A 13,062-nucleotide genomic window follows, 5' to 3' on the forward strand; every position below is an offset into this window, starting at 1 on the left:
CCTCATGAGCGACACCACCTCCGCCCCCCGCGCCGTCCTCGCCGACGATGAACGACTGATGCGCGAGCAGCTGCGCAGCCGCATCGCCGAGGTCTGGCCCGAGCTCCAGATCGTCGCCGAGGCCAAGAACGGCCTGGAGGCCGTCGAGCTGGTCAAGGAACACAAACCCGACCTGGTCTTCCTCGACATCCGCATGCCGGGGCTGACCGGCGTGGAAGCGGCCAAGCAGATCGCGCAGCTGCCCGACGACGACGAGTGGGCGCTGCCCGAGATCGTCTTCATCACCGCCTACGACCAGTACGCGGTCGAGGCCTTCGAGCAGGGCGTCTGCGACTACGTGCTCAAGCCCGCGGAACGCGACCGGCTGCAGGTCACCGTCGGACGCATCAAGAAGCGCCTGGCCCAGCGCAGCGGCGAGGCCGAACCCGAAGGCCCGGCCACCGGCACGCTGCAGCAGCTGCTGCACTCGCTGTCGGCGCGGGTGAACAACGCGGGAGGGGCGCCGAAGTATCTGCAGTGGATTCAGGCGTCGGTCGGCCAGACCATTCAGATGATCCCGGTGGAGGACGTGCTGTTCTTCATCAGCGACGAGAAATACACCCGCGTCCAGACGCCCACCGTCGAGGCGCTGATCCGCAAGCCGATCAAGGAACTGGTCGAGGAACTCGACCCGCAACTGTTCTGGCAGATCCATCGCTCGACGCTGGTCAACGTGAAAGCCATCAACGGCATCAGCCGCGACTTCCGCGGCCGCCAGCTCGTGGGGGTTCGAGGCCTCGACGAAAAACTCGAGGTGAGCCGCTCCTACACCCACCTCTTCAAAGGCATGTGACGCGGCTGCGAGTCGGGTGCCGGGCGGTGTTGCAAATCCTCGCCATAGCGCTGCTATGGCTGCGGTTTGCGCCTAGCCCGGCGCCCGACTCGCAACCGCGTCACTCGTGGCAGGCATCCCTGGGGAATTAGCGAGGGGGAGCTTTGAGCTTGACGCCAGCAGCCTTCATCGCACGGCGAACCTCGGGGGCACCCTCGAAGTCGGAATCCATGTCGGGCTGCACCGTCTCGAGGCCGTGGCTGGAGTCAAGGTCGCCAGGGCCGCCGGGGCGACGCGAAGGCGTGCGAAGGCCAAGGCCCAGCGCCATCAGCGCGTAGAAGAGGAACGCAATCCGCGGGGCATCGATCAGGCTGTCGAAGAGACCGACGATCACGAAGGCCGAGAGGCCGCCCACGACGGCGGGTGACAGCGGATGGCGGCGACCCGCACCGAAGGTGCAGCGCCACAGCACCGTCACCAGCAGGCTGCTCCACAGCGCCAGGCCGAACAGGCCCTGCTCGAACAGCACATGCAAGGGCAGGCTCTTCATGTGGAACGGCATGTGGTTGCGGTCGCTGGTGAAGTACCAGCGCGCCAGGCCCTCGCTGAAGTCGCCGTTGCGCAGCAGCGGTCCGTGCACGCTGTCCGCGATCGACACCGACGCAATCTCGAGCACGCCACCCCGCCAGTTCTGCGTGACCGAGGCCACCAGCCGTCGCGGCGCCCAGAGCGAACCGCCGAAGTCCGGCGGCACATGACCCAGCTTCAGCTGCACCGGCTGCCAGGCGCCGCCCAGCGGCTCGACATCCGCCTCGCGGTCCACGCAGCGCAGCGGATAGAGCAGGAACTTCTCGCAGACCTCGACCCGCAGCCGGGTCTTGAACTGGGTTCGCAGGGTCACCGTCGCGGCCACCTCGCCCGCCACCGACGGCACGCGCTGGCTGAGACGGAACATCTCACCGTTGCCCATCATGTGCAGGCCGCTGGTCAGCGTGACGGTCGGTCGCGGTGACGGCTCCGCACCCGGCAACCCCACGGCCAACCCGTCCTCGCGCGCCGGGTTCCACCGGTAGTCGCCGACACGCTCGTCGAAGGGGCCGCCATTGGCGAAGCTCGCCGGGAAACGGCCGCTGCCCTTGCCGAGCAGCCATTCGTCCATGGTCTTGAGCAGGTCCAGGCCGATGCGCCAGTGCTCGAGGCGACCCTCGAAGTCCTGCTGCCCCGTCGACATCCGCTGGCCGATGTACGCGCCCCCGCCCAGCGCCGCGACCACCGCGCAGGCCAGCAGGCAGCCGGTCCACACCAGCCCCCGGATGCGCCAGCCGACGCTGCGCAGGTCGGCGCCGACACGCGGCGACCATTGCGTCGAGATCCATGCGATCGCCAGCACGGCCAGCACCGCCGCGACCGGCCCCAGTCCGCGACCGCCGCCCCAGTGCGCCGCGACCAGGCCGGCGCCCGCCAGCGTGGCCATCCACACCACCGCGAACGCGAAGGCCTGCGCAGGCTGCGTCAGCCCGCCGCGCCACAGCCAGCCCAATCCCAGGCCCAGTAGCACCACGGCGCCGTCGATGAGGTAGGCGCCCTTGGGCACGAGGTCGATCAGCAGCCCGCCGCCAAGCGCCAGCAGCAGCGCCGGCAGTGGCGACAGCATCAGCAGCGCCCGCTGCTGTCCGCGCGGCCAGGAGGCGCGCGAGGCCGGCATCGCCAGCAGCACCGCGACGCTGCCCGCGAGCGCGAGCAGGGCCCGATACCCGCCAGCGCCGAACAGCACCCAGGCCGCCAGCGCGGTGCCCCCGATCACGCCGGCGGACCAGCCCAGCGGCACGGGGCCACCGGTCGCCGCCAGGCTGCCGGGCAACGATCCTTCCTGCCGCGCCGCCGCCAGGGTCTCGCGGCGCTGCACCGCCCACAGCAGCGCGCACAGCGCCATGCCCAGCGGCACCGCCAGGTAGACGCCGCGCGAGAAGGTCGTCAGCGAGGCGTAGAAGGCCAGCAGCAGCACCGCCAGCGCGCCGAGGAAGCGCAGCGGGCGGCGCTCCCGCATCGCCCACAGCAGCGCGAACGGCAGGCTCAGCGCGAGCGCGCCGTCCAGCGACGCGCCGCCGACATTCATCTCCCAGAATAGCGAGGTGGTCCGGTAGTCGGTCGAGAAGTCCAGCAGCCCGGTGTAGACCCAGCGCTCCCACAGCGCGCCCAGCGAGGTGCTCAGCAGCACCAGCACCCAGGCCGCGCGGGACAGGCGCTGCACCGACGAGGGCCGCAGGTCGGACGCCTTCTGCCACAGCGGCAGCAACAGCAGCACCAGGAAGAAGCTCTTGCCCGCGCGCAGGCTGTTCATCGGCTCCTGGAAGCCCTGCCAGAAGCCGGACTGCACGCCGCCGGCATGCACGAAGCCGCGCCACACCGCGATGAATGCCGACAGCGCGAAGACCGCCATCAGCACCCGCACCGCGGCGCGCCAGCGCAGCGTGCGGTAGCGCCACGGCACCGGCTGGTGCGCGGGCGCCGTCAGCGCGAGCGCCGCGTAACCGCCCGCCGCCACGGCAAGCACGACCAGGTCCAGCTCCTCGAAGGTGATCCAGCCGGTCCAGGGCGCGAAGCCGATCGCCGGCATCAGCGCCGGCACGAGGAAGGGCAGCGCGCGCCAGCCAAAGAAGCTGGCGACGGCCAGAGCCGTCCACAGGGCGACGGCCGCAGCCGGTTCGATGGGGTAATGACGCGCGAGCCACAGCCCGGCGACGGCGCAGGCGGCGCCCGCCGCCAGCGTGGCCAGGGCCGGCAGGCGCCGGGGTAGGACGAAGTTCATGCGCGCGCCCGTCCCAGGCTGCTGGCGATGCACCACTGCGCCGGCCAGTAGCTGGCGAGCACCCAGAAGCTGGCCATGTCCAGCGGGCCGGCGAACTTGTTGATCGCCAGCATCGCGTCGGACAGCACGAACAGCGTGCCGCCCCAGGCGGCCCAGCGGGCCAGCGGCTCGTCGGACTGCCCGACGCTGCCGCGCCACCAGGCCCAGGCCTGCGCCGCCATGGTCGCCAGGCAGACCACGTAGACCACCACCGGCACCTGCAGCGCGGCCGGGATGCTGGACCAGAGCCGCCCCAGCACCATCGCCGCGATGAGGCCGAACATCAGGAAGGGCCAGCGCACCGCGCCCAGCCGCTTGCGGGTGCAGAAGCCGACGACGTAGCAGACGTGCGCCGCGAGGAAGCTCACCAGCCCGGGCAGGAAACCCTGCTCCGGCCAGAGCAAGGCGACGTCACCCGCCAGCGAGCACAGCAGGCCGGCCCGCAGCCACCGCGCCAGGCGCGGCTGCTGCGCGCCCCGCCCCCAGGCGTACAGCAGGATGAGGACGGTCGTCAGCGGCTTGAAGACGAAGGCCAGCGCCGGCGGCAGCTCGGGCGGCTGGGACAGCGCAAGGATGGCGACGGCCGCGCTGAGCAAGGTCAGCAACGGCAGTGCGACACCCATCCGGGAGGCGGGCTTGGCGGCGGAGGCGGTCATGCGGCCGCATTCTGCCGTTTGCCGATGGCGTCCATCCCCCTGGACCCGGTGACATGGCAGACCTTACAGGTCGGTCGCCGGCAGGGGCGACAGCAAGGACGATGACGACGGCGAGGGCGGGAGAGAGGACGGCATGGACGCGCACCGCCGGTCAGAGGTAGCCGCTCCGGCGGTCGAGCGCCTGCATGCGTTCATGCAGCGAGGCCTCGGGGACCTGGAACTTGTTGGCCAGCTTGCGGGCGCTGAGCATGCCGTGATCCATCAACCGGTAGATCGCGACCTCCGGCATCAGCAGGTCCAGCGCGAAGTGGTGGGCCTCCTGCTCGATGCGTCGCGGGCAGCAGGTGGACAGCGTGACCAGCGTCTCCGGCGGCACCGGTCCGTGTCCCAGCAGGTGGTGGCCCAGCGCGTGCGCCAGCACGATGCGCCGCCGCGCCGCGTCCTCGCCCAGGTTGACCTCGATCACCGGCCGTTCGTCGAGGTAGAGCAGGCGGCCGCGATACGGGTACAGCGGTTCCTGCGCGCCGCCGCGGGCGCGCACCTCCACGCCGGCGCCCTCGGCCAGGTCCTGCGCGCTCACCGGCAGCGTGGCGGGATGCCAATGGGCCTGGCGCAGTTCATCGGCAATCGTGCCGATGAGGCGGTGGCGGGCGGCGGCCTCCTCGGGCGGCAGCGCGTCGCTGAAGCGCGACTTGGGGAAGGGGGCGGCGGACATCGGGTCTCCTCGGCGGGCGCAGAGGGACCGGATGCTAGGAAGGCGGACAGGGCCTCGTAATGACCCGAACCAGTAAGAATCCTGCGCTTGCGCCCCCGCACCCGTGGGTCGGGTGACCGGGGTTGCTCAGCGCTCGTCCTTGGCCGCCTGCGCCTGCCGGGCCGCGGTCTCGGCGGCCTTGGCGGCCAGCTGCTCGCGCATGCGCTTGAGCTTCTCCCGCGGGTCTTCCTTGATGCCGCTCTCGTTGAGCTTCATCTCCGCGATGAAGCGCGAGGGCACGCCCACCACCGTCTCGCGGTTCTTCTTGCGCCGCCGCAGCGTGGACACCGCCAGCGTGCGCCGCGCCCGCGTGATGCCGACGTACATCAGCCGGCGCTCCTCCTCGACGCGCTGCGGCGTGAGGTCCTCGTTCTCGGCCTTGAAGGGCAGCAGACCCTCGTTGACGCCGGCCAGCAGCACGTGCGGCCATTCCAGACCCTTGGAGGCATGCAGCGTCGTCAGCACGACCTGGTCCTGCTCCTCCTGGCGCTCGGCCAGCGACAGGATGACGCTGATCGTCTGCGCCACCTCGAGCAGCGACTGGCGCGGGCTCTCCGTGGTGATGCCGCCGTCGGTGGTGATCTCGCCGCCACAGCGCTTGGCGACCCAGTCGACGAAGTCCAGCACGTTGCCCCAGCGGGCCTGCGCCACCTTCTCGTTGTCCTCCTGGTCGACCAGGTACTGCTCGTAGCCGATGTCCTTGAGCCACTCCATCATCAGCGCCTTGCCCTCCTCGCCGCCGACGGCGTGACGGGCGCGGTACTCCAGGTCGACGACATAGCGGCCGAATTCATGCAGCCCGTGCAGCGCCTTGCTCGACAGCGTCGCCTTGAGCGACTCGGCGAACAGCGACTCGAACATCGACAGCTTCCACTTCGCCGAGAAGTCGCTCAGGTGACCCAGCGTCTGGTGGCCGATGCCGCGCTTGGGCGTGGTCACCGCGCGCAGGAACGCGGGGTCGTCGTCCTGGTTGACGAGCAGCCGCAGCCACGCGCACAGGTCCTTGATCTCGGTGCGGTCGAAGAAGCTCTGGCCGCCGGAGACCTTGTAGGGGATCTCGGCGCGGCGCAGCGCCTGCTCGAAGATGCGCGCCTGGTGGTTGGCGCGGTACAGGATCGCGAAGTCGGAGAACTTCGTCGTCGGATGGTTGGCGCGGATCGACTGGATGCGCGCGACGGCGCGCTCGGCCTCGTGTTCCTCGCCATCGGCCTCGATCAGCGTGATGGGGTCGCCCTCGCCGAACTCGCTCCACAGCGTCTTGGGGAACAGCTTCGGATTGCCGCCGATCACGTTGTTGGCCGCGCGCAGGATCGCGCTGGTGGAGCGGTAGTTCTGCTCCAGCGGGATCACCTTGAGCTGCGGGAAATCGACCGGCAGCTTCTTGAGGTTCTCGATGGTGGCGCCGCGCCAGCCGTAGATGGACTGGTCGTCGTCGCCCACGGCGGTGAACATCGCGCGCTCGCCCACCAGGCACTTCAGCAGCTCGTACTGGACCGCGTTGGTGTCCTGGTATTCATCGACCAGCACATAGCGCAGCGTCTCCTGCCACTTGCCGCGCGCTTCCTCGTTGGTCTGCAGCAGCTTGAGGGGCATGCCGATCAGGTCATCGAAGTCCACCGCCTGGTAGGCGGTCAGCCGTTCCTGGTAGCGCTGCATGACGACGGCGGCGGCGCGCTCCATATCGTCCTTGGCGTAGGCCAGCGCCTGCTGCGGGCTGAGGTTCTGGTTCTTCCACAGCGAGATCGTCCACTGCCAGGACTTGGCCGTCGCCGCGTCGGTGGTGCCGCCCGCGTCGCGGAGCACGGACAGCACGTCGTCCGAGTCCAGGATCGAGAACTGCTCCTTGAGCCCGAGGTGCCGCCCGTCCTCGCGCAGGATGCGCACGCCCAGCGAGTGGAAGGTCGAGATCACCAGCTCCGAACCCGCCTTGTTGCCCACCAGGTGCCGGGCGCGCTCGCGCATCTCCTGCGACGCCTTGTTGGTGAAGGTGATCGCGGCGATGTTCTTCGGCCGGTAGCCCTCGGACATCAGCTTGGCGATCTTCTGCGTGATCACGCTGGTCTTGCCCGACCCCGCGCCCGCGATCACCAGGCAGGGCCCCGCCAGGTGATGCACGGCCGCGAGCTGGGCCGGATTGAGCGTGGTCTTGGACATGGAACGTGCGGGACAGGGAACTGCGGGCGGGCCAGGGATGATAGCGGGACGTAAAGTGCGAACCATGAACACAGCCGCCAACATCGTCGTCGCGCTCGTCGCGCTCATCCACGTCTACATCCTCGTGCTGGAGATGTTTCTCTGGACCACGCCCACCGGCCGCAAGGCTTTCGGGCTGACGCCCGAATTCGCCCAGGCCAGCAAGGTGCTGGCCGCCAACCAGGGCCTCTACAACGGCTTCCTGGCCGCGGGCCTGATCTGGGGGCTGGTGCTGGGCGCCGCGGGCGGTCCGGTGAAGGTCTTCTTCCTGGCCTGCGTGCTGGTGGCCGGGCTCTACGGCGCCGCGACGGCCAGCCGCAAGATCCTCTTCATCCAGGCGCTGCCGGCCGCCATCGGCCTGGCCCTGCTGCTCCTGGGCTGAACGGGCGGCGCGCCGCTCACTCGGGCAGCGCGACGCCGCGTCGCGCGGCCATCTGCTGCAGCTCGCCGCTGGCGCGCAGGCGCTGCATGCCGGCGTCGACCAGCGCGAGCCAGGACTCGCCCGCCGGCTCGCGGCTGAACGCGAAGTGCCCCTTGAGCTGCGCGAACGGCGGGGCGCAGAGAGCGACCTGCTCGCCCAGGCCCAGTTCCTGGATCACCGGCTCCGAATTGCGCTGATTGGCGGCGATCAGGTCCAGGCGGCCCACTTGCAGCATGCGCAGCGCGGTGGCCAGGTCGCGCACGACGGTGACGCTGAGCGCGGCGCGCGACTGCTCGAAGCGCTCGCCGTAGACCCAGCCCTGCACCGCGCCGATGCTCAGGCGCTGCAGCGCCTGGAAGTCGCCCCACCACAGGCCCTCCTCGCGCCGGCGCGCGTAGAAGACCAGCGCGTCCTCGTAGAAGGCCTGGCGCGAGAAACGCATCAGCCGCTCGCGCTCCGGGGTCCGGTAGGGACCGACCAGGACCTGCGCCGGGCCGTGCTCGATCATCGACTGCGCCCGCAGCCAGGGATAGAACTCGTAGCGCGGCGTGTGGCCGGCGGGAATCAGAATCGCGTCGAGCAGGTCCACCGCCAGGCCGAACGGCTTGGCGCCGTCCGCGCCGGGCTCGAAGAGCCGGGCGAAGGTGGTGCCCACGATCCGCACCAGGCCCGATCGCGGCCGGGCTGGCACGGCGTTGAAGGCCGGGCTGCCGCTCGTCAGGGGCTCGGCCCGGACGGCCCCGCACCCGGCCAGGGTCGCGGCGCCGAGCGCGGCATGGCGGAGCAGTTGGCGGCGGAGGGCGTCCATGTGAGCGCCGATGATAGGCGCCCGGTCCGCGCGGGACAGCCCCGCGACACGGGGTTGCGGCCTCAGGAACCGCGGGTCTCGGCGGCGAGGTTCTCGGGCATCAGCGCGCCGGGAATGAACACCGGCTCGCGGATCGGATCGCGCCCGATGTCCTCCGCATACGAGCCGTGCACCGCGAAGGCCGCGGACAGCACCGCGTGGACCTGCGCCATGGCCTCGTAGGACGGCGAGGAGCCGCCCGCGAAGAACACCTTCGACTCGCCCACCCCCAGGCCGCAGAGTCCGTAGAGCCGCTCGCCGACGCGGGCGCAGAACTGGTCCGAGATCTGCCGCCCGATCAGCGAGGGCAGCCGGACCAGGTAGTCGCCGGTGGCGCCGTCCACGGCCCAGCGCTCGGACAGCCGGATCCAGTGCGCGTTCTTCCCGTCGATGCAGCTCTCCAGCACACCGCGCAGCCAGGGGGAGCATTCGGGGTCGGTCACCGCGTCCCGCCAGCAGGTCCGCCAGTCGGCGACCGACATCGACCGGATTTCGAAACTCACGCGCATCTCCTCGCGTCACCATCCATGGCGACAGGAGATGGATCGTAGGAAGACGCCCGCGCCCAAACAATTCGCCTGAACTCGGGCGCTTGTGACTCATCGATGGCGACTGGCCTCGCGAAGTAGTCGATTCGCCAGGGTGTTCCGATACCCCAGACAGCGGGATGCGTGAGATGACTAGCTCATCGAGGTCGTCAATCCGTCATCCAGCTGGGCTGCTCCGGGCGCCGGCGTCCCAACCGCGCCTCTCCAGCCCTCACCCCGGGCGCCCCCGGGACTCAACTCGCCCTCAACCCGCGCGCAGCAGCAGCCAGGCGACGACCGCGGCCAGCGCCAGCACCAGCGCGATGCCGACCAGCCGTTCCGCGAGCGACGCGGCGGGCGCCCGGGGGCGCTCGTCGGCCTCGTGGTCCAGCGGCGGTGGCGACGGCAGCAGCGGCATCGGCGCGGACGCCGGCGCGCCGGTGGGGGCGGATCGCGTCGCCGGCACCGGCTCGGCCTCGATCCAGTCGCGGACGGCCTGCGCCAGCAGCTGGCGGTCGGTGAAGGAGCGGCCGTCCATCATGGCGCGGTCCAGCAACTGGTCCAGGCTCTCGCGCTGCGCGGCGGTCAGCGACAGCCAGGACTGCAGCGAGGCGACCGGCGTCGCGCCCGGTTCGGGCTCCTCCTCGAATCCCTCCTCGGTTGCGTCGCGACGCGGCAGCCGGCCATTGACCAGCAGCCCCAGCAGGCGGCCCAGCGTGTGGGCCTCGCTGTTCGCGTCCGGGCGCCCGCCCGCGCGCTGGCGCGCGTTCGCGAGCGGCTCGGCGGCGCGCACCAGCGCGGCGGGGGCCTGGCTGTCGCGCGGGGCCAGGCCCTGGCCCAGCCAGTGCAGTTGCTGGGCCGGGCTCAGCCACAAGGTGCCCGGGTCGAGCTCTTGCAGCACCAGCCCCTGCGCATGGGCGGCTTCGAGCAGGTCGACGAGGTCCAGCAGCAGCTGCATCCGGCGCTTGAGCGGCAGCGCCATCGCCACGCGCATCAGCGGCGCGCCCTCCATCGCCGGCACGACGAGGTAGGGCAGCCCGGTGGGGCTCAGCCCGCTGTCCAGCGGCGCGCCGTAGGCGGGATGCTGGAAGCGCGACAGCGACTCGGAGTCCTCGGCGAAGCGCATCAGCACGGCCTGCGCATCGACCTCATGGCGATAGACCAGCGCCAGGCCGGTCTGGGCCGCGGCCTTGCCGTGCTCGACGCGGAACCAGAAGCCGGAGGCGCATTCGAACAGCTCGGCGGCGACGCGCCAGACGCCCAGGCGCTCGCCGACCGCCGGCAGCGCCGCGACCGCCCGGCCGCCCCTGGCGGCGGACGGATCGTGCGGGGCGCGGGATTCCGGCGCGTGCGGGCTGGGCGGCTCGATCATGGGCGCGAATCCTAGCGCAGCGATACTTCGGCCCCATGCCCTCCCGCGTCCCCTCTGTCGGCCTGATCCGCCCGCCCGTCGGCGCCCTCGCGGCCCTCCTCGCCACCTCGCTGCTGGCGACCCTCCTGCCCGGCCGGGCCGGCGCGGCGCCCTCCCCGTACAAGCAGCCGTCGCCGGCGATCCGCGAGCTGCTGGACGCGCCGGCCCTGCCGCGGCTGCTGCCCTCGCCGGACCGGCAATCGCTGGCGCTGGTCGAGCAACGCCGCTACACGCCGCTGGAAGAGCTGGCCCGCCCCGGGCTGCGGCTGGCCGGCGCCCGCTTCGATCCCCGCAACGCGAGCCAGCAGAACCTGGTCGCGGTGCAGCGCGTGCGGCTGCGCTCGCTGCTCGATCCCGAGGCGGCCGAGCGCGAGGTCGAGCTGCCCGCCGGCGGCACCTGGCACAACTTCGTCTGGGCGCCGGACGGGCAGCGCTTCCTGCTGTCCCGGCGCACGGACACCGGCGAAGAGCTCTGGGCCGGGGCGACGTCCAACGGCCAACTCTGGCGCATCTACAACGTGCGGCTCAACAACGCCATCGATGCGGATGACATCGCCTGGCTGAATCCGCGCGAGGCGGTGGTGCTCACCATTCCCGACGATCGCGGCCCCGTGCCCAACCGGCCGCAGACCGGCCCGGCGATCCAGGAAACGCATGGCAAGGCGTCGCCCGAGCGCACCTATCCGGACCTGCTGCGCAACCCGCGCGACGAGGACCTGTTCGAGTACTTCGCGCGCGCGCAGCTCACGCTGATCGACATCGCCAGCGGCCAGAGCCGCGACATCGGCACGCCGGGCCTGTTCACCAGCGTGTCCAGCGTCGGCAACGGCCAGGCGCTGCTGACCGAGCGGCTGGTGCGCCCGTTCAGCTACGCGCTCACCTTCGACGACTTCCCCACCGTCGTGGAGGTGCGCCAGCGCGACGGCAAGGTCATCCGCGAGCTGGCCAAGATGCCGCTCAAGCAGGGCGTGGCCATCGACGGCGCGTTGCCCGGCCCGCGGGTCTTCTATCCGTCGCCGAGCAAGGACGCGGCGATCTACTGGGTGGAGGCGCTCGACGGCGGGAACCCCGCCAACCGCGCCGCCTTCCGCGACCGCGTCATGCGGCTGGACCCGCCCTACACCGGCGAGCCCTTCGAGGTGCAACGCATGCCTTACCGCTTCACGCGGCTGCGTTTCCTGGACGACGGCGTGCATGGCCTGCTGACAGAGGAGGACCGCAGCCGCGGCTGGTCACGGACCTACCTGCTGCCGCTCAACGGCAAGCAGAGCCGGCCCTTGTTCGAGCACTCGGTGCGCGAGCGCTACCGGCACCCGGGCTTCCCCTTCATGCGAACGCTGGCCAATGGTCACCAGGTCGCGCAGACGCTCAACGGCGACCTGCTGCTGTCGGGCCAGGGCGCGAGTCCCAAGGGCGACCGGCCTTTCCTCGACAAGCTGTCGCTGCGCGACCTGAGCGTGCAGCGGCTGTTCCAGTCGGCCGAGGGCGTGTACGAGCAGCCGGTGGCGCTGCTGGAGGACCGGCGGCTGGTGACGCAGCGCGAGACCGAGCATGAGCCGCCCAACCTGAGCCTGCGGGAGAACGGCAAGGTCACGCCGCTGACGCGGATCAAGGATCCGGCGCCGCAGCTCAAGGCGGTGCGGCGCGAGCTGGTGAGTTTCAAGCGCAACGATGGCGTCGAGCTGTCGTTCTGGATGTATTTGCCGCCGGATCTCAAGGAGGGTGAGAAGCGGCCGGCGCTGGTGTGGGCGTATCCGCTGGAGTTCAACGATGCGGCGATCGCCGGTCAGTTGAGCGGATCGCCGGGCCGGTACATGAGTTTCTCGGGCATCAGTCCGTTGAACCTGCTGATGGATGGGTATGTGGTGCTGATGGACGCGACGATGCCGGTGGTCGGTGACTCGCGCAACATGAACGACAGCTTCATCGAGCAGGTCACTGCGAATGCGCGGGCGATCGTGGACAAGGCGGAGGATCTGGGCGTGGTGGATCCGAGGCGTGTGGCGATCGGGGGTCACAGCTACGGCGCCTTCATGGCGGTGAACCTGTTGGCGCACACGAAGCTGTTCCGTTGTGGCATTGCGCGAAGTGGGGCCTACAACCGCACGCTGACGCCGTTTGGATTCCAGAGCGAGCGCCGATCGTTGTGGGATGCGAAGGATGTCTACCTGAAGCTGTCGCCCTTCCTTTTCGCGAACCAGATCAAGGATCCGCTGTTGCTGATTCATGGTGAGGCGGACAACAACTCGGGCACGTTCCCGATGCAGAGCGAGCGTCTGTACCAGGCCTTGGCGGGCCTGGGCGGCACGGCCCGCTATGTCTTGCTGCCTTTCGAGGCGCACGGCTACAGCTCGCGCGAGTCTGCTGGCCAGGTGCAATGGGAGATGAGTCAATGGTTGAGGGGTTGCGTCGGCGATCCTCGAGCCGAGGCGCGTCCGCGCCCTGCCCCGGGCTCCGCCCCCGCCACTCCCCCACAGTCGTCGCAATGAGCGACTCGATTGACGTGCTTGGCCGAGGCCGCCGGCGAAGCCGAAGCTTCGTCAACTGACTGGGGCGCCGTCTGTTTGAGCGGAGCGAGCCGCAGGTGAGCGGAG

At 70.6% G+C, this 13,062-nt stretch carries 10 protein-coding genes; 3 read left to right on the forward strand and 7 right to left on the reverse strand.

What is annotated here, in order from left to right:
- Positions 1-4: 4 nt before the first annotated feature.
- On the forward strand, positions 5-832 hold the full coding sequence (locus tag BM393_RS16140) for a LytTR family DNA-binding domain-containing protein (protein WP_091728318.1): 828 nt from the start codon (positions 5-7) through the stop codon (positions 830-832).
- Positions 833-959: 127 nt separating this feature from the next.
- On the opposite strand, the gene BM393_RS16145 is transcribed toward BM393_RS16140, so the two are convergent.
- The 4 genes from BM393_RS16145 to BM393_RS16160 form a co-directional block, all read right to left on the reverse strand.
- On the reverse strand, positions 960-3,620 hold the full coding sequence (locus BM393_RS16145) for an O-antigen ligase (RefSeq protein ID WP_141225356.1): 2,661 nt from the start codon (positions 3,618-3,620) through the stop codon (positions 960-962).
- A complete protein-coding gene (locus BM393_RS16150) occupies positions 3,617-4,315 on the reverse strand; it encodes a lysoplasmalogenase (RefSeq protein ID WP_091728324.1) in 699 nt (232 codons plus the stop codon). Before BM393_RS16150 ends, BM393_RS16145 begins: the two co-directional genes overlap by 4 nt.
- Before the next feature lie 151 nt (positions 4,316-4,466).
- On the reverse strand, positions 4,467-5,030 hold the full coding sequence (locus BM393_RS16155; RefSeq protein WP_091728326.1) for an ImmA/IrrE family metallo-endopeptidase: 564 nt from the start codon (positions 5,028-5,030) through the stop codon (positions 4,467-4,469).
- 126 nt (positions 5,031-5,156) lie between these two features.
- Entirely contained in the window at positions 5,157-7,223 is a 2,067-nt protein-coding gene (locus BM393_RS16160; protein WP_091728328.1) for an ATP-dependent helicase, read from the reverse strand.
- Positions 7,224-7,287: 64 nt separating this feature from the next.
- Here BM393_RS16160 and BM393_RS16165 point away from each other — a divergent pair, with 64 nt between their 5' ends.
- Positions 7,288-7,644 (forward strand): DUF1304 domain-containing protein, encoded by a 357-nt coding sequence (locus BM393_RS16165; RefSeq protein WP_091728331.1) that lies wholly within the window; start codon positions 7,288-7,290, stop codon positions 7,642-7,644.
- 16 nt (positions 7,645-7,660) lie between these two features.
- Here the strand turns inward: BM393_RS16165 and BM393_RS25780 are convergent, their stop codons facing one another.
- The 3 genes from BM393_RS25780 to BM393_RS16175 form a co-directional block, all read right to left on the reverse strand.
- Positions 7,661-8,491 (reverse strand): ABC transporter substrate-binding protein, encoded by an 831-nt coding sequence (locus BM393_RS25780; protein WP_175538367.1) that lies wholly within the window; start codon positions 8,489-8,491, stop codon positions 7,661-7,663.
- Between the two features lie 62 nt (positions 8,492-8,553).
- Complete coding sequence (locus tag BM393_RS25785) at positions 8,554-9,033, reverse strand: hypothetical protein (protein WP_175538368.1); 480 nt, start codon at positions 9,031-9,033, stop codon at positions 8,554-8,556.
- A gap of 289 nt (positions 9,034-9,322) precedes the next feature.
- Entirely contained in the window at positions 9,323-10,429 is a 1,107-nt protein-coding gene (locus BM393_RS16175; protein WP_091728337.1) for a hypothetical protein, read from the reverse strand.
- 35 nt (positions 10,430-10,464) lie between these two features.
- Here BM393_RS16175 and BM393_RS16180 point away from each other — a divergent pair, with 35 nt between their 5' ends.
- Positions 10,465-12,957 carry a S9 family peptidase gene (locus BM393_RS16180; RefSeq protein ID WP_091728341.1) on the forward strand — a complete coding sequence of 831 codons (2,493 nt, stop codon included), beginning with the start codon at positions 10,465-10,467 and terminating at the stop codon, positions 12,955-12,957.
- Positions 12,958-13,062: the final 105 nt, after the last annotated feature.

Source organism: Mitsuaria sp. PDC51, from assembly GCF_900113225.1.
GTDB lineage: Bacteria > Pseudomonadota > Gammaproteobacteria > Burkholderiales > Burkholderiaceae_C > Roseateles.